Genomic DNA, 20,929 nt, shown 5'->3' with positions numbered 1-20,929 from the left:
TCAGGCCCGCGCCAGATACTTCTTCCCCCTCCGAGTCGCCATGGAATTCATCCGCACCCGCATCGAAACCCAGATCATGAGCCTGACAGGCCTGTCCCTGGGCAAGCTCGACCTGGAAAACCCCAAGGGCGATCCCGGCCTGTTCGGACCCGATTCGGTGAGCTGGCAAGTGCATGGCGACTTCAGCAGCATGCTGATCGGCGGCATCAGTGCCCTGATGCTGCAAGCCCTGCATCCATTGGCCCTGGCCGGGGTCTGGGACCATTCGAATTTTCGCCAGGACATGCTCGGCCGCTTGCGCCGCACGGGGCAATTCATTTCCGGCACCACGTTCGGTTCACGAAAGGACGCCGACTGGCTGATCGAGAAAGTCCGCACCATCCACCTGCAAGTGACCGGCACGGCCCCTGATGGCCGGCCTTATGCCGCCAGCGACCCCGAGCTGCTGACCTGGGTCCATGTGGCCGAAGTCAGCCATTTCCTCGCCGCGCACCTGCGTTACCGCAACCCGAAGCTGTCGCTGGCCGATCAGGATCGCTATTACGCCGAAATCGCCATGGTTGCAGAGCGTCTGGGCGCACGCGATGTACCCCGGTCACGACAGGCCATTGCCGACTACCTTGAGCATATGCGCCCACAACTATTGTGCGACGAGCGCAGTCGGGAAGTGGTGCGACTGCTGTTGAACGCCCCCGCCCCCAGCCGCCTGGCCAAGCCGTTCGGCGGCTTGATGATGCAGGCCGGGATCGACCTGCTGCCGGACTGGGCCAGCGACATGCTGGGCGTGAACCAGGGCCCGCTGCAACGCAAGCTGATCCGCGCCAGCGTCAATCGCAGTGCGCCGATGTTGCGCTGGGCGGTGCGTAATGGGTCGGTACAACGGGCCAGGCGACGGATGGGGTTGTAGGAGCGATATTTGCTGGCGGAAGCTTGACCGTCGACGAGTATCTACAAAATCGCACCCTGTAGGAGCGAGCTCGCTCGCGAAGAACGCAAGGACGACACGTGCTGTTTGATACTGCGGGTTATCGTTGGCGCCCATCGTCGGAACGCCGCCCCGAGCAAATTCGCTCCCACAGGTTCTTCATGGCTCAAACTGTTAAACTCCCGCGCCCAAATTCCCTTCTGCAAGGCGCCCAGCATGTCTTCCTTGAATCAGGCGCTGCGCGCCGCCCTCGATCATCGCCAGGACCTGCTCGCCGAGCTGCACCAGCAAGGCACCGATTGCTATCGGCTGTTCCATGGCAGCCAGGAAGGTGCTGGCGGCCTGACAATTGACCGCTACGGCCCGCAACTGCTGGTGCAAAGCTTCCACCAGCCCCTGGTGCGCGATGCCCTGCTGCAACTGCACGACACTGTCAATCAGCACCTCGGCCTCGACACCCTGCTGGTGTACAACGACCGCTCCGGGGGCAACTCGCGCATCGACCGCGAAGACGCGGTCTACCGTGCCGATGAAGCCGCCCTGCAAGACCTGATCGGCCATGAATGGGGCCTGAACTATAGGGTTCGCGGACGCCATGCAGGCCAGGACCCACTGCTGTTCCTCGACCTGCGCAACACCCGGGGCTGGGTCAAGGCGCACAGCCAGGACAAAACAGTGCTGAACCTGTTCGCCTATACCTGCGCCGTCGGTTTGAGCGCCGCAGCCGGTGGTGCCAGCGAGGTGTGCAACCTGGACTTCGCCGAAGGCAACCTGGCGGTCGGTCGCGAGAACGGCCTGCTCAATCCGCAGCTGCCAGGCATGCAGTTCATCCAGTCCGACTACTTTCCGGCGATCCGGCAGTTGGCCGGCCTGCCGATCAGCCAGCGTCGCGGGCAGAAACTACCGAGTTATCCGCGCCTGGAACCACGCCAGTACGATCTGGTGCTGCTGGACCCGCCGGCCTGGGCCAAGAGCGCATTCGGCACCGTCGACCTGCTGCGCGACTACCAGAGCCTGCTGAAACCGGCGTTATTGACCACCGCCGACGATGGCGTGCTGATCTGCTGCAACAACCTGGCAAAAGTCAGCATGGACGACTGGCGCGAACAGGTTTTGCGCTGTGCCGAGAAGGCCGGGCGGCCGGTGCGCGAGTGGACAGTGATGAAGCCGGGCGGCGATTTCCCGTCCATGGACCAACAGCCGCCGCTGAAAACGCTGATCCTGCAACTCTGAGATTCAGCAATAACGTAAAACAAATCCTCAAAGCGCAGTGACTTCGGAACCAGAATCGCGTGCCATACTCCAAGGCACTCCGATTCAGACAAATGAAGCCGCACATGCCCAAAGGATTGATTCGCGCCATTGGCGCTCTGTTGACCGCGCTGGCCCTCTACAGCCTGCTGGGGTTTCTGATTTTGCCGGGTATCGCGTTGCGAGTGGCCAACCAGCAGTTGGCCAACTATGCCACGACGCCCGCCACGATCCAGCGAATCGAGCTCAACCCGTTCAGCCTTGAGGTCACCCTCTGGGGCCTTGTCATTGGTGAGCCGGGCAAGGAACAGGTCGGCTTCGAGCGCCTGTACGCCAATCTGCAGATCGACAGCCTCTGGACCAAGGCGCTGCACCTGTCTGATATCGAGCTGGACAAACCCAAGACTGAAATCCTCTTCGGCAAGGACGGCAAGCTCAACCTGCTGGGGTTGTTCAAACTGCCCGCCAGCGAGCCGACTCCGGCCGATCCGGATGCCAAACCGTTCCCCCTGCGGGTCGAGCGCGTCAAACTGGCCCGCGGCTACGTGCACTTCCAGGATGCACGCCCCAGCGAACCCATCGAGTTCCTCTACGACAAGCTCGACTTCGAGCTGAAGAACCTCAGCACCCTGCCCGAAGACAGTGCCGACATGACGTTGATGGCCGTCGGCCCGGGCGGTGGACGGCTCGACTGGACCGGCAACTTCAGCCTGATCCCGCTTGCCTCCGAAGGTAAGCTGAAAATCACCGATGGCAAGATGAAGTCCTTTTGGCCCTATGTGCGCGACGCAGTGCCACTGGTGCTCGAAGAGGGCGTCCTCAACCTCAGCACCGACTACAAGCTGAACTTGTCCAAGGAAACCGAGCTGCTGCTGAGGAACGTCGCAGTCAGTGTTGCGCCCTTCGCCATCAAGGCTCCGGACGGCCGACCGCTGGCGAAACTGGCGCGCCTGGACATCAGCGAAACCACAGTGGACCTGGCCAGGCAACAAGTAGTGGTCGGCAAGATCCGCAGCAATAAACTGGAGACCTGGGCGGCCCTTGAAGCGGACGGACAACTCGATTGGCAGAAGCTGTTCGCCAGCCAACCATCCAAAGCGGCGGTCAAAGCCAAAGCCGAACCGGTGAGTACGCCAGCCGCCGCCGATTCGCCAAACCCTGAACCTGCCCCGCCGAGCAAGCCTTGGCAAGTGCTGCTCAAAGACGTGCAACTGCGCGATTACCAGGTGCATCTGGCCGACCGCAAGGCGCAACCGCCCGTGGCACTGGACGTCGGCCCGCTGAACCTGGACTTGCAGAATTTCGACAGCCTCAATGGCTCGCCCTTCAAACTCAAGGTCGATACGGGCGTGGGCAAGCAAGGCAAGCTTCTGGCGGACGGAGAGGTCAACCTGGCCCCGGTCAGCGCCAGACTGAACGTGCACACCAAGGACATCGACCTGCGGGTCGCGCAGTCCTATATCAACCCGTTCATTCGCCTCGAACTGCGCAGTGGCATGCTCGGCAGTGATCTGGTAGTCGATCTGAAAAGCACCGAGCCACTGGCATTCAGCGTTACTGGCCGCGCTCAGGTCGATCAGCTACACACCCTCGACACCCTGAAAACCCGTGACTTTCTCAAGTGGCAGCAACTGGTGCTCGAAGGCCTGAACTACCAGCACGGCGACAGCCTGTCGATCGACAAGGTCAACCTGTTCCAGCCCTATGCGCGCTTCATGATCAACGACGACCGCACCACTAACGTCGATGACCTGCTGATCCCGCAACCGCCTGACGCCAGTGCCAAGACCGCCGCCGCCAAACCCGCCGCCAAGGACAAACCACTGGGCATCCACATTGGCGGCATTGCCATCAACGACGGCTCGGCCAACTTCGCCGACTTCAGCCTGACGCCGAACTTCGCCACTGCCGTCCAACAGCTCAATGGACAGATCGGCACCATCGACAGTCGCCAGGCGAAACCGGCCAGTGTCGACATCAAAGGCAAGGTCGACCGCTATGCACCGGTGACCATCAAGGGTTCGGTCAACCCGTTCGACCCGATGGCCAGTCTCGACATCGCCACCAGTTTCAAACGGGTGGAACTGACGACCCTGACGCCCTACTCCGGCAAATTCGCGGGCTACCGCATCCGCAAGGGCCGGCTCAATCTCGACCTGCACTACATGATCACCAAAGGCCAGTTAAAGGCGGAAAACAAGGTGGTGGTCGAACAGCTGCAACTGGGTGAAAAAGTCGACAGTCCGGATGCGGTAAGCCTGCCATTGAAACTCGCCATCGCCTTGCTGAAAGACGTGGACGGCAAGATTTCCATCGAGCTGCCGGTGACCGGTGACCTGAACAACCCGCAGTTCAGCGTCATGCCTATCATCTGGCAGACCCTGCGCAACCTGGTCGTCAAGGCTGCCGCTGCGCCATTCAAGATGATTGGTGGCCTGGTCAGTGGCGGTGGTTCGCAAGATCTGGGCACGGTCTCGTTTGCGCCGGGTTCCAGCGACCTGAGCAAGGAGGCCGAGGGCTCGTTGATCAAACTGTCCCAGGCGCTCAAGGAACGTCCGGCCCTGCGCCTGGAGATCGAAGGGACTGCTGCGCAAAGCAGCGATGGCCCGCTGATTGCCGAGCAACGCCTGGAACGGGAATACAAGTACAACTACTACAAAATGCTGCAACGCCGCGGTGACAAGGTACCGGCCAAAGCCGCGCTGGTGGAGGTCCCGGACAGCGAGAAAGGCCCGCTGCTGGAAGGCATTTACCGCACACGCCTGAAGACTCAACCCCCCGCCGAATGGAAGGATCTGGGCAAGGAAGAACGCACCGCGAAAATGCGTGAGGGCGTGATCAAATTCTGGAGCTCCAGCGATGTGTTGTTGCGACAGCTGGGTCAGGATCGCGCCAGCAGCATCAAGGACTATCTGGTCGACAAGACTCAGTTGGCCGACGAGCGCGTGTACTTTGTCGACGCCAGCCTGGGTCAGCCGGAAAGCGACGGTCGGGTGATTACGCCACTGCACCTGGACGCCGAATGATGCTCAGACGATTGCTGACAGGCCTGGCTCTGGCGCTGGCCGCCAGTCATGCCTGCGCCGCGGAGACTCTGCGCTGCGGCAGTCAATTGATAAGCGTCGGGGACAGGTCCGGCGAGGTGCTGCAGAAATGCGGTGAGCCAGTCAGCCGTGATGTGTTGGGCTACAAACGCAGCGCCGATCGACGGGAGGAGTTCCAGGTCGAGGAATGGACCTATGGGCCCAATGGCGGGATGTACCAGTATTTGCGGTTTGAAGGTAATCGCTTGAAACAGATCACCAGCAAACGCGGTAACTGAAGATCAAAAGATCGTCCAAATGGATTGAATACCTGTAGGAGCCGGCTTGCCGGCGAAGGCGGTGTGTCAGTCGACACTGTTATTGACTGACCGCCTTCGCCGGCAAGCCGGCTCCTACAGGGGATCGGCGTACACCTGTCGAAGCTGCTATCTTTTGCTTTTGCCAATAGAACAGGCCCCGAACACGAATGTCCGAGGCCTGTAATGGCCACGTCCTTGTGGCCTTTCGCATGAACTCTCAAGTTGCGGCAGGCGTATGACTCGGCCCGTCTGCCGCGCCTTCTCCCGGTCCAGGCGAGAAGTCTTGCCTTACTCGGCTTTAAGGCCGTCAGCGGAGACCGCTTGGACGCCTTTGATTTTCTTGGCGATAGCCACGGCGGTGGCTTTCTGTGCGTCTGTCACGGCAACGGTAGACGACAGGGAAACAACACCTTTGTTGGTTTCAACCTTGATGTCAGTACCAGGAATGCCTTTTTCGGTGACCAGGTCTGCTTTGACTTTGGTGGTGATCCAGGTATCGGAAGTAGCTTCTGTGGCTTTGGTCATTTCACCGGCAGCCAGCACCATTGGCGCTTGAGTGGCTTGAGTCTGGGCAAATGCAACGTTGCCCAGGGTCAGGGTCAGCGCGGTAGCAGTAGCGGCAGCGATAGCGAACTTCTTCATACGAGTAACTCCTGTTTTTTCATAAAGTCTGCTGCGTGTCTTGTCAGCAGGGTTACTGGGTATATTGCGAACGCTGTGCCAAGTTTGAGACAGTCAACAAATCGTTATAAATCAGCAACTTAGAAAATCACCTGATTTTCGAAATCATGCAAAATGCATGACTTCGAAATTATCTACATGCAAGTTGCGGGTTTTAGCGTGGGCCTAAGGCCATGAATTGTCGGGGTTTTCTTGTGTTCTGGAGATTCGAAGGAGTTTGTCAAAAAAAACCCCGCTTTAAGGGCGGGGCTTTGCGTACTAAAGCTTTGTGAAACGTTAAGCGCCAGCGGCAGTGGTGCAACCTTTAGGCAAGAAGTCCTGGTCCGCAGTGCTGGTGCAAACCCAGCCAGTGTTCGAGCGCGTCAGCGTGATCGTCTTGTTGAGAACCGGTGCAGGCGCGTTAACGATCGTACAAACAATTGTGCCAGCACCACTAGTGGCTGTTCCAGAAGCAGTTAGTGCGCAATTCGAGGTTGGGGTAACTCCTCCAATTGCCGTCACATCTGCCGGACCGTTCCCGTTATTCATCAGGTCTTCAAATGGTATTTTCAGCGCCGAAATCTCCGCCAGGCCAGCGGTGACCTTGGCCTTCGCCTGATACTTCGAGTAAGCCGGCAACGCAAACGTCGCCAGAATCCCGATGATCGCCACCACGATCAGCAATTCGATAAGCGTAAAACCTTTCTGAGTATTCATAGTCAAGCTCCATGCATGAGTCAAAATCTCATGATCTGAATGAGCCACAGCACAGCCCATGCCAAACCCGTCAACTGCTGCTTTCAGGGGTTGAGCCGAGGCAATCGCCTTTTCCTACCCCCAGGATCCGCACTATCTGACAATTATTGTCACCTCAGCCCCACAGGTTTGGCTCCGCCGCTTGACTAGGCTATAAGTCATGCATTGTTTGCGTCCGGTATCCCCATGAATGACATCGCCCTTAGCGGCCTGGCCAAGCAATTGGTCCTGGCCGAACTGCTCTCTGACAAAAGCGCGCAACAGGCGTATCAGCAAGCCCAGCGCAACCGGATTTCCCTGGTCAACTACCTGGTGCAAAACAAACTGGTGAATAGCCGTCAGGTTGCCGAGATTGCCTCGGAGCATTTCGGCATGGCGCTGCTGGATCTCCACTGCCTGGATAAAGAGTCACAACCCAAAGGGCTGGTCAGCGAGAAACTGGTCCGCCAGCACCACGCCCTGCCCCTCTGGCGACGTGGCAACAAGCTGTTCGTGGGGATTTCCGATCCAACCAATCACCAGGCCATCAACGATATCCAGTTCAGCACCGGCCTCAGCACCGAAGCCATTCTGGTCGAAGACGAAAAACTCACGGACGCCATCGAGAAATTCTTCGACAGCCACAGTACCGGCCTGGAAGACATGGCCGACATTGACCTCGATGGCGTGGACATCGAGTCGGTAGACGACAACAATCGGGACGCCGGCCAGGATAGCGATGACGCACCCGTGGTGCGCTTCGTCCACAAGATGTTGCTCGATGCGATCAAGAGCGGCTCTTCCGACCTGCATTTCGAGCCCTACGAAAAAACCTACCGCGTGCGGATGCGCACCGACGGCATGCTGCGCGAAGTCGCCAAACCGCCGATTCAACTGGCCAACCGCATCGCTTCGCGGCTGAAAGTCATGGCCAGCCTCGACATCTCCGAACGGCGTCGGCCCCAGGACGGGCGGATCAAGATGCGCCTGTCCAAGAGCAAGTCCATCGACTTTCGGGTCAACACCCTGCCGACCCTGTGGGGCGAGAAAGTGGTGATCCGGATCCTCGATCCGTCCAGCGCGCAAATGGGCATCGATGCCCTCGGCTACGAACCCGACCAGAAAGACCTGTACATGGCCGCGCTCAAGCAGCCACAGGGGATGATTCTGGTCACCGGACCCACCGGCTCAGGCAAGACCGTGTCGCTCTACACCGGCCTGAATATCCTCAACACCGTGGACATCAACATTTCCACCGCCGAAGACCCGGTGGAAATCAACATGGAAGGCATCAACCAGGTCAACGTCAATCCGAAGCAGGGCCTGGGATTTGCCCAGGCGCTGCGCTCGTTTCTGCGACAGGATCCGGACGTCATCATGGTCGGCGAAATCCGCGACCTGGAAACGGCGGAAATCGCCATCAAGGCCGCCCAGACCGGGCACCTGGTGCTGTCGACCCTGCACACCAACAGCGCTGCGGAAACCCTGACCCGCCTGCACAACATGGGCATCCAGGGCTTCAACATCGCCACCTCGGTGAGCCTGATCATCGCCCAGCGCCTGGCGCGCAAACTGTGCAGCCATTGCAAGAGACCGATCGAGATTCCCCGGGAGGCGCTGCTCAAGGAGGGTTTTCCTGCGGAACGCATCGGCTCGTTCACGATCTATGAACCGGTCGGTTGCGATCACTGCAACGGCGGTTATAAAGGGCGCGTAGGGATTTATGAAGTGGTGAAGAACACACCCGCATTGCAACGGCTGATCATGGCCGAGGGCAACTCGCTGGAAATCGATACCCAGATGCGCAAGGACGGGTTCAACGACCTGCGCACGTCCGGGTTGATCAAGGCCATGCAGGGCATCACCAGCCTTGAAGAAATCAACCGGGTCACCAAGGACTGAACATGGCGGTCAAAGCAGCAAAAATCAGCGTGTATGCCTGGGAAGGCACGGACCGGAAAGGCTCGAAAATGACCGGCGAACTCAGCGGTCAGAACCCGGCGCTGATCAAGGCGCAGTTGCGCAAACAAGGGATCAATCCCGGCAAGGTGCGCAAGAAATCCGCCTCGATCTTCAATCTTGGCCAGCGCATCAAGGCCCAGGAGATTGCCCTGTTCACCCGGCAGATGGCGACCATGATGAAAGCCGGCGTGCCGCTGCTGCAATCATTCGACATCATCGGCGAAGGCTTCGATAACCCGGCCATGCGCAAACTGGTGGACGAGGTGAAACAGGAAGTCGCGGCGGGGAACAGCTTCGCCGCGGCGTTGCGCAAAAAGCCGCAGTATTTCGATGAGCTCTACTGCAATCTGGTCGATGCCGGCGAACAGGCCGGCGCCCTGGACACCCTGTTGGAACGGGTCGCGACCTACAAGGAGAAGAGCGAAAGCCTCAAGGCCAAGATCAAGAAAGCCATGACCTATCCGCTCGCCGTGGTGTTCGTCGCGATCGTCGTGACCGGGATTCTGCTGGTCAAGGTGGTCCCGCAGTTCGAGTCGGTGTTCAAGGGATTTGGCGCCGAACTGCCGGCCTTCACCGTCATGGTCATCGGCCTGTCGGAATTCATGCAGGACTGGTGGTGGATGATGCTCGGCGTACTGATCGCAGCGGTCTTCGGCCTGCGACACGCGTTCAAGACCTCGCAAGCCTTTCGCGACCGGACGGATACCTGGCTGCTGAAACTGCCGTTGGTTGGCACGTTGATGTACAAGTCCGCCGTGGCCCGTTATGCCCGTACGCTGTCGACCACCTTCGCCGCCGGCGTGCCGTTGGTCGAGGCACTGGAGTCAGTGGCGGGGGCGACCGGCAACGTCGTGTTCAAGCGTGCGGTGCTGCGCATCAGACAGGACGTGTCGACCGGCATGCAGCTGAATTTTTCCATGCGCACCTCCGGCATCTTTCCGAACATGGCGATCCAGATGACGGCCATTGGCGAAGAGTCCGGGGCACTGGACGACATGCTCGACAAGGTCGCGAGCTTCTACGAGGACGAAGTGGACAACATGGTCGATAACCTCACCAGCCTGATGGAACCGTTCATCATGGTGGTACTGGGGGTCGTCGTCGGTGGCCTGGTGGTTGCGATGTACCTGCCCATCTTCCAACTCGGCGCTGCGATCTGACATGCCCTTGAACGAAATTCTCACGGCCTACCCGCTGGCCTTCATCGTCATTGCCGCAGTGGTCGGCCTGCTTGTCGGCAGCTTTCTCAATGTAGTCATCTGGCGCCTGCCCAAAATGCTCGAGCGTGAGTGGCGAGGGCAGGCCCATGACATTCTGGGGTTGCCCGAGGAAACGCCCCTGCCGGTTTACAACCTGCTACTGCCTTCCTCTCAGTGCCCGCACTGTGGCCACCGGATCCGAGCCTGGGAAAACATTCCAGTGCTCAGCTTTGCGTTGCTGCGAGGGCGCTGCTCAAGCTGCAAGACGTCGATCAGCACACGCTACCCGTTGACCGAACTGGCCTGCGGCCTGCTGTCGGCGTTCATCGCCTGGCACTTCGGGTTCGGTTGGCCTGCGTGCATGACACTGGTCCTGACCTGGGGCCTGTTGGCCATGAGCCTGATCGACGCCGAGCACCAGCTATTACCGGATGTGCTGGTGCTACCACTGATGTGGCTCGGATTGATCGTCAACAGTTTCGGCCTGTTCGTGCCGTTGCAGGACGCGCTGTGGGGCGCAATAGCCGGCTACATGGCGCTGTGGTCGGTGTTCTGGCTGTTCAAACTGATCACCGGCAAGGACGGCATCGGCCACGGAGATTTCAAGTTGTTGGCAATGCTCGGGGCCTGGGGAGGCTGGCAGATCCTGCCTCTGACCATCCTGTTGTCGTCCGTGGTGGGCGCCGTTATCGGCGTGATCTTGCTGCGCATGCGCAACGCGAAAACCTCGACGCCGATCCCTTTTGGCCCCTATCTGGCGATTGCCGGCTGGATTGCCTTGCTCTGGGGTGGTCAAATAACCGACTTCTATTGGCAGTTTGTCGGTTTGAAATGAATACCCTTGTGGAAAAACCCTGGATTCTCGGCCTGACCGGCGGCATCGGCAGCGGCAAAAGCGCGGCGGCCCAGCACTTCATCGACCTGGGCGTGCACCTGGTGGATGCCGACCACGCGGCGCGTTGGGTGGTGGAACCGGGGCGCCCGGCGCTGGCGAAGATCGCCGAACACTTCGGCCCCGGCGTACTGCAACCTGACGGGCAACTGGATCGCGCAGCGTTGCGCAAACTGATCTTCGAGGTACCGGAACATCGGCTCTGGCTCGAAGCACTGTTGCATCCGCTGATCGCCAAGGAAATCGCTGATCATCTGGGCCAGGCACAATCGCCTTACGCGATTCTGGTTTCGCCGCTGCTGATCGAGTCGGGTCAGTACGCCATGACCCAACGGGTGCTGGTGATCGATGCACCCGAACAGCTACAGATCGAACGCACCCTGCAGCGTGACCAGACCAGCGAACAACAGGTCCAGGCAATCCTCAAGGCCCAGTCCAGCCGCCAGGATCGCCTGAGCCATGCCGACGATGTGGTGGTCAACGACCGCGACCTCGCCTGGCTGCACAGCGAGGTCGAACGCATGCATCACTTTTACCTTACTTTGCGTGGAGGCCAGTCATGAGCCAAACCCCAACCGTCGATTGCCCAACCTGCGGCGCCCCTGTGGAATGGAGCCCCGAAAGCAAATTCCGGCCGTTCTGTTCGGATCGTTGCAAACTGATCGACCTGGGCGCCTGGGCGTCGGAAGAACACAAGATTCCGGTGAGCCCGGATGCCGAAGACGACCTGTTCAGCGAAGATTTCGAGCCGCGTCACTGACCTGCGCAGGGCTCGACGATGCCAGGCTTGAGAGGGCTCAGGACTTGGGATCGTCGTCTTTCCACGGCGCAGAAAGGTAGCGCGTGCGGTTGAAGGTCTCCAGCCACTCGGGACAGAACACCACCAGCGCGCTGACCACCATGCCGTTGATAAAGGCCTCGGGAAAAATGATCAGCCACAGGTAGCCGACAAAGTCTTCCAGCCAATATGGCATGGCAAAACGTTCGTCGAACCACAGCAACCACAGCGCCAGCAGCAGACACAGCAACGCCGAGAGCGCCGCCGCAAAAAAACCGGACACGAAGATATACACAAACGGATTTCGCGGCTGCGCTCGCTCCACCAGGATCGCGCAACACTCGGTGATCAGCACTGGCAGCAGAATCAGCAGCGCGCCATTGACCCCCATCGCCGCCAGATCCTGGCGGCCGAGCAGCACCAATCCCGCATGCGCGACCAACCCGCCGACGATCGCCAACGGCCAGTCAAGCAACAGGGTCACGGCGGTCATGCCGATGAAGTGGTAGGACACGCCGGTGTCGAAGTCCCGTCGCACCAGCCACAGCATGAACAGCGCAAATACCGTACCGAACAACAGATGCTGGCGGCGGCTATCGCTGAACAGCTCGACCCACGGCGCTCGCGCAACCGCCCAGATCAGCACCGGCGCATAGATCAACCACCCCACCGTGAGGGTTTCGGGTGACAGTAACTCGGCGCCAATCATGGCTGGGCACACTCCCTTGGCTTGGCGAAAGAGAACAGGTCCTCAGTCTACACCGCCCTTCGCGCGTCCTTCGACTTCAGGCCCAATGCCGCGGATCGTCCATCACCGCCTCGTGCTCGGCGAACAGCTTGGGTAATTCGGCCTTGAGAAAGTCCACCCAGGTCCGGACCTTGGCATCGAGAAAACGCCGTGACGGGTACAGCGCATACACCTTGCGTTGCCGGGGGCGCCAGGCGGGCAGCAACCGCAACAAGGTGCCATCGCTCAAGGGTCGCGATGCGATATAGAACGGAATCAGGCTGACCCCCATGCCGGCCTCCGACGCCTTGACCATCGACTCGGCGACGTTGCACTGAAAGGTCTTCGCCGGGCTGACCGCCTGCTCGCCATGCTCGTCCTGGAAGACCCACTCATCGCCGTACAACGGGTCAAGCATGCGCAGGCACTGATGCTCGTTCAGCGCCAGCGGCGTATGGGGCACGCCACGCCGTTGCAGGTACGCCGGGGAGGCGCAGGGCACGCTGTAGACCTGCCCGATCACCTGGGCGACCAATTGCGAATCGGCCAGTTCATGGGCGATCGAAATCACCACGTCGTGCCCTTCTTCCAGCGGATCGGGATTACGCTGCGACAGGGTCAGTTCGAACACCACATCGGGGTAAAGCTCGCTGTAACGGGCGATCAATGGCGTGATCAATACGCCCAGGCCATTCATGCTGTGCACCCGCAGCCGTCCGCTCGGCTTGAGATGGGCACCGCGCGCCTCTGCCGTGGCCTCTTCCATTTCTTCAAGAATTTGCCGACTGCGCAACAGGAAGCGCTCACCGGCCTCGGTCAGGCTCAACCGCCGCGTGGTGCGTTGCAGCAAGCGCGCCTGTACATGCTGCTCCAGATCCGCCACCAGTCGCGACACTTGCGCGGTCGACAGGTCCAGCGCATCGGCGGCGGCGGTAAAACTTGCGCAGTCCACCACGCGGACGAACACCCGCAAGTTATTGAGCAGGTCCATGGGCCCTCCAAGGGCAATAATTGTTACGTTTCCTGTAAGGCTGCATCAGGCGCAGGCCTCTTTATCAGGCCGGGGCAAAGACTAGAATCAAACTATCGGAATCAACACGGAGCACGGAAAAATGAAAACCCTGATCAGCCTGTTTCTGACCCTTGTCGCCACCTCGGCCATGGCCGCCGGCAACGAGTCGCCAGCCACCCCGTACAACCCGGCGCAGCCACTGGACATCGCCGAAGTGGTTTCAGTGTCCGACACCGCAACCGCCTGCGACGTTGTGCCAGCGACTATGGTCTACATCGATCATCAGGGCCAGACCCATCGCGTGACGTATCAGGTGATGGGCAACTGCATGAGCAATCTGTGATCACCGCTTCATAGCAACGTCCACGTATAGCTGAGGATCAAACGGTTCTCATCGATGTCACTGCGGTAGTTGGAACGCGCCATCACATTGCGCACGCGGATACCGAGCCCCTTGAGGCTGCCGCTCTGCAGCACATAGCCGAGATCGAGATCACGTTCGCGATCCTTGCCTTCAAAACCCAGGCCGGTGTCGACATTATTGCCGGTGATGTACCGCACGGTGCTGGTCAGCCCCGGCACGCCGAGGGCCGCGAAATCGTAGTCGTAACGCGCCTGCCAGGAGCGCTCATCGGTGTAGGCGAACTCGTAGGTCGGCACTTCGTTGCCCAGCGGACTGATATTGGCAAAGACCCGCGGGAAGGCGCTGTCGCCGAACATGCCCTGATACCCCAGATAAAACGTATGGCCGCCGCGCTTGGCCGACAGCAGGGAGAAGAACGCCTGGTTGTCGATATTGCCCAGCAGCTGTTTGCCGTCTTCGCGCGAATCGTAATAACCAAGGTTGGCGCCCAGGGTCCAGTTGCCCAGCGGCTGGCTGTGCTTGAGGCCGATAAAGCGCTGGTTGTAGATATCTTCCAGTTGGCCGAACCAGGCGCTGACCGAAGTGCGCTTTTCATTGAAGGCGTAATCGGCACCGGCGAAGTTGAAGCCATCACTGCTGACCTGGCGCTGCGGTACATGACCGAGCATCGCTTGCATCTTTTCGTCGCCGGCCTCGTTGCGCAGGCTGGTTGATTTCAAGTGCCCGCCTTGCAAGGTCAGGCCATTGATCTCGTTCGAGCTGATGCTTGCGCCCTGATAGCTGGGCGGCAGCAGACGGATATCGCTGAAGGCCAGCACCGGCACGTTGGGTTGCAACTCACCCACCTTCAGTTCGGTCTTGGAGTAGCGCACCTTCAATGCGCCTTCCAGTCGGCTGTAATCGTTCGCCGCACGGCCGTCATCCTGTACCGGCAGCAAACCGGTATTGACCCGGTCCGGGCTGCTGTCGAGCTTGAGGCCGAGCAGGCCGATGACATCCACACCAAAACCGACCGGGCCTTGGGTGTAACCGGACTTGACGTTGAGGATGAAGCCCTGCGCCCACTCCTCGGCCTTCGATTGCCGGTTGGCGCCGACGATGTCGGAAAAGTCCCGGCTGAAGTAGTAATTGCGCGCTTGCAAGGTCGCCGTGGTGTCTTCGATGAAGCCGCCCTCGGCGGCCATCGCACCGGCGGAGAAACCCGAGACGACAGCCATGGACAACACGGTACCGGTTGCTGGAAGAATCTGTTTCATCGTTGTTCTCTTGTTTTTATTGATCGACAGGTTGAAGTGCTTCAGCCGCAGCGGTTTCGCTACGAGGAACAGGACGACGGGCGTTTAACAGCAAGTGGGTGACCATGCCGAAAATCAGTCCCCAAAATGCAGCGGACAATCCCAACAACGACATACCCGACGCAGTGGTGAGAAAGGTCACCAGCGCCGCTTCGCGATCCCTCGGCACGGCCATGGCGCCGGCCAACGACCCGGCAATCGCGGCGAACAGCGCCAGCCCGGCCAGGGCGGCGATCAGTTCTTTGGGGAATGCCGAAAACAGTGAAACCAGGGTGGCGCCGAAGATCCCCAGCACCAGGTAACACAGGCCACCGGCGACGCCGGCCACATAGCGTTTGCCGGGGTTTTCATGGGCCTCGCGGCCGGTGCAAATGGCCGCGGTGATCGCCGCCAGATTCAGCCCGTGACAACCGAACGGTGCCAACAGCGCCGTGCCCAACGCGCTGCTGGCGATGATCGGGCCGGCCGGCGTCGAGTAACCGCTGGCGCGCAGCACTGCCATGCCGGGAACAAACTGGCCGGTCAACGCCACCATCACCAGTGGCAAGGCAATGTTCAGGGTCGCGCTCAGGCTGAACGTCGGGGTGATCCACACCGGCGTGGCAAAACCGATCACCAGCGCTTCAAGGTGCAGATCACCGCCAACAAAGGCGAGCGAACACCCCACCAGCAGCACCATCAACACCGCATAACGCGGCATCAGCCGTTTGCAGATCAGGTAAGTGGCGAACATCGCCAGCACCAGCAACGGCTTGCCCTGCAAAGAGACGAACAATCCGGTGCCGAAGCTGAACAGAATCCCCGCCAGCATCGCTGCCGCAATGGCCGCGGGCAGTTTGCCGATGATCCGGTCAAACGCCCCGGATATCCCGACCAGAAAGATAATCAGGCTGCTGACCAGGTAAGCCCCCACCGCCTCCGGCATGGAGATCCCGGGCAACAGCGCCACCAGCAACGCCGAACCCGGCGCCGACCACGCGATGATCACCGGTACCCGGTAACGCAGGCTCAGACCAATGCCGAGCACGGCGCTGCCGATGGAAATCGCCCAGACCCAGGACGACAACACTTCTCGCGAGAGGTGCGCCGTCTCGGCCGCCTGGAAGATGATCACCAACGGGCCGGCGTAGGAAATTACCGTGGCGATAAATCCGGCGACAGCCGCCGACAGGGAAAAGTCGTGGAATAACGCTTTCATGAAACCTCGCCGACAGCCCTGTCAGGTGATCCTTGTTGCGTGCCCGGTAGCGGTTGCCGGGCACTGCGCCGACTGCTGATGGCGAACACGGTCATGGCGATCGCGGCCACTGCACCGGGCAAGGCAAAGGCCATGAAGTTCAGTTGCAGCGGCAGGTTGATCCCGAGCAAGGCACCGCCCAGCAGCGGTCCGACGATGGCGCCGTTGCGCCCGATGCCCGATGCCCAGCCCAGACCGGTGGAGCGAATGGTCATGGAGTAGAACTGCGCGGCGCAGGCGTACAACAGGATCTGCGAGCCGATGGTGGTCGCGCCAGCAATGGCGATCAGCAGGTACAACACCGGCATCGGGCTGTTGAACCCCAACAAGGTGATCGAAACCGCTGCACCGGCGAAGAACACCGCCAACACCCGCGGCAAGTTGAGCTTGTCACCCAGTACACCACCGCCAACCGCGCCGAAAATGGCACCGAAGTTGAGTACCAGCAGGAACGACAGGCTCGAGCCCAGGCTGTAACCGGCGTTGGCCATCAGTTTCGGCAGCCAGGAACTCAAGGCGTAGACCATCAGCAGGCAGCAGAAAAACGCCAGCCACAGCATCAGCGTACGCAGCGCCCGGCCGTCGCGGAACAATTGCAGCACCGGAGTGCCAGTCCCTTTCACGTCGTTCATGTGCAGTTGATCGCCGGCTTGCTCGACGTAAGCCGGATCAATCCGCTGCAGGATGGCGCGCGCCTCGGCATTGCGCCCCTGGCGCAGCATGAAACCCACCGACTCGGGCAGGAAGTACATGATCAACGGCAACAGCAGCAATGGCAGCACCGCCACGTAGAACACCGACTGCCAGCCAAAACTGGGGATCAGCACGATACCGAGCCCCGCCGACAGCATGCCGCCCACCGAGTAGCCGCTGAACATGATCGCCACCAGCGTGCTGCGGATTTTCTTCGGCGCGTACTCGTTCATCAGTGCCACGACATTGGGCATAACCCCGCCGATGCCAAGCCCGGCAATAAATCGGCACACACCGAACTCGGTGGGGTTGCGGGCAAATCCGTTGAGCACGGTAAAACCGCTGAAGAGCATCACACAGATCGTGATGGCTTTCTTGCGGCCGATCCTGTCCGACAGCGGGCCGAAGAACAGCGCGCCAAACATCATTCCAAACAGTGCATAACTGCCCAGTGCGCCCGCTTGCAGGGGACTGAGCCCCCATTCTTTCATCAGCATCGGCAGCACGACGCCGTAGATCACCAGATCGTAACCATCGAAGATGATGATCAGGGCACACCAGAACAGCACCATCCAGTGAAAACGGTTGAATCGTGCGTTGTCGATCACCTCATGTACGTCGATCTTGCGCATGGCATCTGTCTCTTGTTGTTGTTTTAAGAGCGTCGTTAACGCGGCTAACGTCCCGTAAAGCCGAGGGTAAAGCTGCCAGGCACGCACCAATATCCGCTTTGCGCAGATCACTATCCGTTTTGTGCAATGCCCGAACCGGGCGCGGGATGCAGGTGTTGCGAGGATGACGCGCGGCAGATTCGGCAGATTTTTGACCCGCTGCGATAAACTGTCTTCTTTGCGATCGCATTTGAACGCTAAGCTTGGGCTTATGGATGATTCAGATTACTTACGCCTGCTGACCATTGCGGCCGAGCAAGCCAACGCGTTTCTCTCCAATGCCCGCAAATGGGAGCGTGAGCGTTGGGTGTGCCAGCGCCTGTTGCAGGGGCTGAACATTCCCTACCGCGCCGACGAGTTCGCACCGGCCGGAGAGCCGCCGGACGTGCTGTTCCGTGACGCCAGTTTCGAGGTGTTCTTCGTCCTCGACGAAGGCCGGCGCCTCAACGACGAGTGGCGCGATGAACTGCAACGCCGACGCAGCGCATTCTCCCTGAGCCAGCTGGTGCGCCGCGAGGCCAAGCCCCGGCGCATTCCGGCCAACGAGTTCTTGCTGAGACTGGCACCGACCTTGCGCAAAAAAGCGCATAACTACAAAGAACGCGGCATGGACCTGGGGGAGCTGGACATCATCGCCTTCGCCAGCCTCAAGCGCGAAGTGCTGGACCTCAACAGTCATTTCCCGCCGCCTACCGAGTACCTGCGCCAGGGCTGGCGTTCGTTGTCACTGGTCGGCCCGACCTTCGCACGGGTGCTGTTCGCGCACCCGGATGCGCCGGATTTCCTGCGCAGCAACCTGGGTCGCAGCATTGTGTTCGACGTCGGGATCAGTCTGTGAGTCCATTGCAGGCGTTGATCGCCGAAGTGCCACAACAGGGTCGCGTTCGCTGGATCGGCGTGCGACCGGAGCGTCATGCGCCAATGATCGAGCTCGATGCCGTGGAAGCACGTCTCGAGGCTGGCTTGACCGGTGATCGCGCCCGCCCGGGCATACGCAATGCGCGCCAGGTGACGCTGATTCAGTGGGAACATCTGGCGGTGATCAGTTCGCTGATGGGCCGCGCGGATGACCACCCGGTGCGACCTAAGGACCTGCGGCGCAATATAGTCGTCAGCGGCATCAATCTGTTCAGCCTCAAAGGCCGACGCTTCAGGATCGGCCAGGCGATTTTCGAAACCACCGGCTGGTGTCAGCCCTGTGCCCGCCTGCAAACCAACCTCGGCCCCGGGACCTTTCAGGCCGTGCGCGGACATGGCGGAATCACCGCCCGGGTGTTACAAAGTGGAATCATTCGCCTGGACGATACGGTGCGCGTCGAGCCTGTCCCCGACAGCGGCTATGCTCCGTTCAACGTGGGGTAACCCGCCTGTAGCTTCCAGACATTCAGCAACGTCTACCTGACGAGGCCCGAAAATGACCAGCCGCCTGAAACCCGAAGACCAGAAGCATGTCGAAGAGTACCTGCACTTGTCCCAGCACCGAGTCGAGCGCCGGCCTTTTCGGCCGTGGATGCTCCTGGTGGTGGTATTGGCAGTGACCATTGGCCTGGGCCTGTTGAGCCGATTTATCAGTTACCTGACGCTATGAGCTGCCTTGCGCTCGCTCGGGTAATCGCACCGATTTCTTTTAGCCTTGCGAGATATCCCCATGACTCATCGTATTGTCATCGTTGGCGGCGGCGCCGGCGGCCTGGAGTTGGCTACCCGTCTGGGTAAGACTCTGGGCAAGCGTGGCACGGCCAGCGTGATGCTGGTCGACGCGAACCTGACCCACATCTGGAAACCGCTGTTGCACGAAGTGGCGGCCGGTTCCCTGAACTCTTCCGAAGACGAACTCAACTATGTTGCCCAGGCAAAATGGAACCACTTCGGGTTCCAGTTGGGGCGCATGAGCGGGCTTGATCGCGCCCGGAAGAAAATCCAGCTGGCCGCGACCTATGACGAAGCCGGCGTGGAGCTGGTCCCGGCCCGGGAACTGGGCTACGACTCGCTGGTCATTGCCGTTGGCAGCACCACCAACGATTTCGGCACCCAGGGCGCGGCGCAGCATTGCCTGTTCCTCGACACCCGCAAGCAGGCCGAGCGCTTCCATCAGCAATTGCTCAACCATTACCTGCGCGCCCACGCCGGGCAAACCGACACGGTCGAGCAGATCAGCGTCGCCATCGTCGGCGCCGGTGCCACCGGGGTCGAACTGGCCGCCGAGCTGCACAACGCCGCCCATGAACTGGCGGCCTATGGCCTGGACCGGATCAAGCCGGAAAACATGCACATCACCCTGATCGAAGCCGGGCCACGGGTGCTGCCTGCGCTGCCGGAACGGATCGGCGGGCCGGTGCATAAGACCCTGGAGAAACTAGGGGTCAATGTCATGACCAATGCCGCCGTCAGCGAAGTGACCGCCGACAGCCTGATCACCGCCGACGGCAAAGTGATCAATGCCAGCCTGAAAGTCTGGGCGGCCGGGATTCGCGCACCGGGCTTTCTCAAGGACATCGATGGCCTGGAGACCAACCGCATCAATCAATTGCAAGTGCTGCCGACCCTGCAAACCACCCGCGACGAAAACATCTTCGCCTTCGGCGACTGCGCGGCCTGCCCGCAGCCGGGCACCGATCGCAACGTGCCGCCACGGGCCCAGGCTGCGCATCAGCAGGCGTCGTTGCTGGCCAAATCGCTGAAATTGCGGATCGAAGGCAAGGCACTGCCCGAGTACAAGTACACCGACTACGGCTCGTTGATCTCGCTGTCGCGTTTTTCGGCTGTGGGTAACTTGATGGGCAACCTGACTGGCAGCGTGATGCTCGAAGGTTGGCTGGCACGGATGTTTTATGTGTCGCTGTACCGCATGCACCAGATGGCCCTGTATGGCGCGTTCCGCACGGCGATGCTGATGTTGGGCAGCAAGATCGGGCGCGGGACTGAGCCTCGGCTCAAACTGCACTAAATATTCGACGTCTGTTAATACCTCATCGCGGGCAAGCCACGCGCCCACAGGTTATGTGTCGACCTTTGAATTCGGTCCGACACTTGACCTGTGGGAGCGGGCTTGCCCGCGATGCCGACGCCTCGGTCTAACCTGCGGACACCTCCATAGCGCCCGCCCCGCTTCTTTTCCCAAGATCCGGGGCTTTTTTGCGTTTGCAGCAGACAAAAAAAATCCCCGTATCTTTCGATACGAGGAT

At 60.3% G+C, this 20,929-nt stretch carries 21 protein-coding genes; 14 read left to right on the top strand and 7 right to left on the bottom strand.

Translation table 11 applies throughout. The features are described 5' to 3' along the window. Positions 1–40: 40 nt before the first annotated feature. The 4 genes from ELQ88_RS06460 to ELQ88_RS06445 all read left to right on the top strand — a co-directional run bounded on the left by ELQ88_RS06460 (position 41) and on the right by ELQ88_RS06445 (position 5,498). Positions 41–907, top strand: a complete 867-nt coding sequence (locus tag ELQ88_RS06460; protein WP_128870647.1) for an oxygenase MpaB family protein — start codon at positions 41–43, stop codon at positions 905–907. A gap of 234 nt (positions 908–1,141) precedes the next feature. Continuing rightward, a complete protein-coding gene (locus tag ELQ88_RS06455; protein ID WP_138964230.1) occupies positions 1,142–2,158 on the top strand; it encodes a class I SAM-dependent methyltransferase in 1,017 nt (338 codons plus the stop codon). A 92-nt stretch (positions 2,159–2,250) separates the two neighbouring features. After that, complete coding sequence (locus ELQ88_RS06450) at positions 2,251–5,202, top strand: DUF748 domain-containing protein (protein ID WP_138964228.1); 2,952 nt, start codon at positions 2,251–2,253, stop codon at positions 5,200–5,202. Further along, positions 5,202–5,498, top strand: a complete 297-nt coding sequence (locus ELQ88_RS06445) for a DUF2845 domain-containing protein (protein ID WP_128870675.1) — start codon at positions 5,202–5,204, stop codon at positions 5,496–5,498. The genes ELQ88_RS06450 and ELQ88_RS06445 overlap by 1 nt, the downstream gene beginning before the upstream one ends. Positions 5,499–5,807: 309 nt before the next feature. On the opposite strand, the gene ELQ88_RS06440 is transcribed toward ELQ88_RS06445, so the two are convergent. Both ELQ88_RS06440 and ELQ88_RS06435 read right to left on the bottom strand, forming a co-directional pair. Beyond that, a complete protein-coding gene (locus tag ELQ88_RS06440) occupies positions 5,808–6,161 on the bottom strand; it encodes a BON domain-containing protein (protein ID WP_138964226.1) in 354 nt (117 codons plus the stop codon). Positions 6,162–6,476: 315 nt separating this feature from the next. Further along, on the bottom strand, positions 6,477–6,896 hold the full coding sequence (locus tag ELQ88_RS06435; protein WP_138964224.1) for a pilin: 420 nt from the start codon (positions 6,894–6,896) through the stop codon (positions 6,477–6,479). 225 nt (positions 6,897–7,121) lie between these two features. Between ELQ88_RS06435 and pilB the strand changes: the two genes are divergently transcribed. From pilB to yacG, 5 genes are read left to right on the top strand one after another with little or no spacing between them, the layout of a single operon-like run. Then, positions 7,122–8,816, top strand: a complete 1,695-nt coding sequence (gene pilB / locus ELQ88_RS06430; protein WP_138964222.1) for a type IV-A pilus assembly ATPase PilB — start codon at positions 7,122–7,124, stop codon at positions 8,814–8,816. Positions 8,817–8,818: 2 nt separating this feature from the next. After that, positions 8,819–10,036 carry a type II secretion system F family protein gene (locus ELQ88_RS06425; protein ID WP_128870806.1) on the top strand — a complete coding sequence of 406 codons (1,218 nt, stop codon included), beginning with the start codon at positions 8,819–8,821 and terminating at the stop codon, positions 10,034–10,036. Position 10,037: 1 nt separating this feature from the next. Next, positions 10,038–10,910 carry an A24 family peptidase gene (locus ELQ88_RS06420; protein WP_138964220.1) on the top strand — a complete coding sequence of 291 codons (873 nt, stop codon included), beginning with the start codon at positions 10,038–10,040 and terminating at the stop codon, positions 10,908–10,910. Beyond that, positions 10,907–11,530, top strand: coding sequence for a dephospho-CoA kinase (gene coaE, locus ELQ88_RS06415; RefSeq protein ID WP_138964218.1), 624 nt, complete (start codon positions 10,907–10,909; stop codon positions 11,528–11,530). Before ELQ88_RS06420 ends, coaE begins: the two co-directional genes overlap by 4 nt. Then, positions 11,527–11,727, top strand: coding sequence for a DNA gyrase inhibitor YacG (yacG, locus tag ELQ88_RS06410; RefSeq protein WP_123367803.1), 201 nt, complete (start codon positions 11,527–11,529; stop codon positions 11,725–11,727). The genes coaE and yacG overlap by 4 nt, the downstream gene beginning before the upstream one ends. 37 nt (positions 11,728–11,764) lie before the next feature. Here yacG and ELQ88_RS06405 read toward each other — a convergent pair whose 3' ends face one another. Beyond that, positions 11,765–12,454 carry an energy-coupling factor ABC transporter permease gene (locus tag ELQ88_RS06405; protein WP_138964216.1) on the bottom strand — a complete coding sequence of 230 codons (690 nt, stop codon included), beginning with the start codon at positions 12,452–12,454 and terminating at the stop codon, positions 11,765–11,767. Positions 12,455–12,530: 76 nt separating this feature from the next. Next, positions 12,531–13,463: a LysR family transcriptional regulator gene (locus ELQ88_RS06400; protein WP_138964214.1), complete on the bottom strand. Its 933-nt coding sequence runs from the start codon at positions 13,461–13,463 to the stop codon at positions 12,531–12,533. A 121-nt stretch (positions 13,464–13,584) separates the two neighbouring features. Here ELQ88_RS06400 and ELQ88_RS06395 point away from each other — a divergent pair, with 121 nt between their 5' ends. Beyond that, positions 13,585–13,827: a DUF2790 domain-containing protein gene (locus ELQ88_RS06395; RefSeq protein WP_128870798.1), complete on the top strand. Its 243-nt coding sequence runs from the start codon at positions 13,585–13,587 to the stop codon at positions 13,825–13,827. An 8-nt stretch (positions 13,828–13,835) separates the two neighbouring features. Here ELQ88_RS06395 and ELQ88_RS06390 read toward each other — a convergent pair whose 3' ends face one another. The 3 genes from ELQ88_RS06390 to ELQ88_RS06380 are packed head-to-tail and all read right to left on the bottom strand — an operon-like array spanning position 13,836 to position 17,705. After that, complete coding sequence (locus ELQ88_RS06390; protein ID WP_128870797.1) at positions 13,836–15,104, bottom strand: OprD family porin; 1,269 nt, start codon at positions 15,102–15,104, stop codon at positions 13,836–13,838. 16 nt (positions 15,105–15,120) lie between these two features. Continuing rightward, positions 15,121–16,341 carry a benzoate/H(+) symporter BenE family transporter gene (locus tag ELQ88_RS06385; RefSeq protein ID WP_138964212.1) on the bottom strand — a complete coding sequence of 407 codons (1,221 nt, stop codon included), beginning with the start codon at positions 16,339–16,341 and terminating at the stop codon, positions 15,121–15,123. Beyond that, a complete protein-coding gene (locus tag ELQ88_RS06380; RefSeq protein ID WP_128870795.1) occupies positions 16,338–17,705 on the bottom strand; it encodes an aromatic acid/H+ symport family MFS transporter in 1,368 nt (455 codons plus the stop codon). Before ELQ88_RS06380 ends, ELQ88_RS06385 begins: the two co-directional genes overlap by 4 nt. A gap of 250 nt (positions 17,706–17,955) precedes the next feature. On the opposite strand from ELQ88_RS06380, the gene ELQ88_RS06375 reads away from it, so the two are divergent. The 4 genes from ELQ88_RS06375 to ELQ88_RS06360 are packed head-to-tail and all read left to right on the top strand — an operon-like array spanning position 17,956 to position 20,691. Beyond that, on the top strand, positions 17,956–18,582 hold the full coding sequence (locus ELQ88_RS06375) for a DUF1780 domain-containing protein (RefSeq protein WP_007970534.1): 627 nt from the start codon (positions 17,956–17,958) through the stop codon (positions 18,580–18,582). Next, positions 18,579–19,106: an MOSC domain-containing protein gene (locus ELQ88_RS06370; RefSeq protein WP_138964210.1), complete on the top strand. Its 528-nt coding sequence runs from the start codon at positions 18,579–18,581 to the stop codon at positions 19,104–19,106. Before ELQ88_RS06375 ends, ELQ88_RS06370 begins: the two co-directional genes overlap by 4 nt. Positions 19,107–19,158: 52 nt before the next feature. After that, positions 19,159–19,332 carry a DUF3094 domain-containing protein gene (locus ELQ88_RS06365; protein ID WP_128870793.1) on the top strand — a complete coding sequence of 58 codons (174 nt, stop codon included), beginning with the start codon at positions 19,159–19,161 and terminating at the stop codon, positions 19,330–19,332. Between the two features lie 60 nt (positions 19,333–19,392). Next, positions 19,393–20,691, top strand: a complete 1,299-nt coding sequence (locus ELQ88_RS06360) for an NAD(P)/FAD-dependent oxidoreductase (RefSeq protein WP_138964208.1) — start codon at positions 19,393–19,395, stop codon at positions 20,689–20,691. Positions 20,692–20,929 lie beyond the last annotated feature (238 nt).

Origin of the sequence: Pseudomonas sp. MPC6, assembly GCF_006094435.1 — a bacterium.
GTDB lineage: Bacteria > Pseudomonadota > Gammaproteobacteria > Pseudomonadales > Pseudomonadaceae > Aquipseudomonas.
Note: the sequence above shows the minus strand (reverse complement) of the source record. Positions and strands in the feature narration are given on the sequence as shown.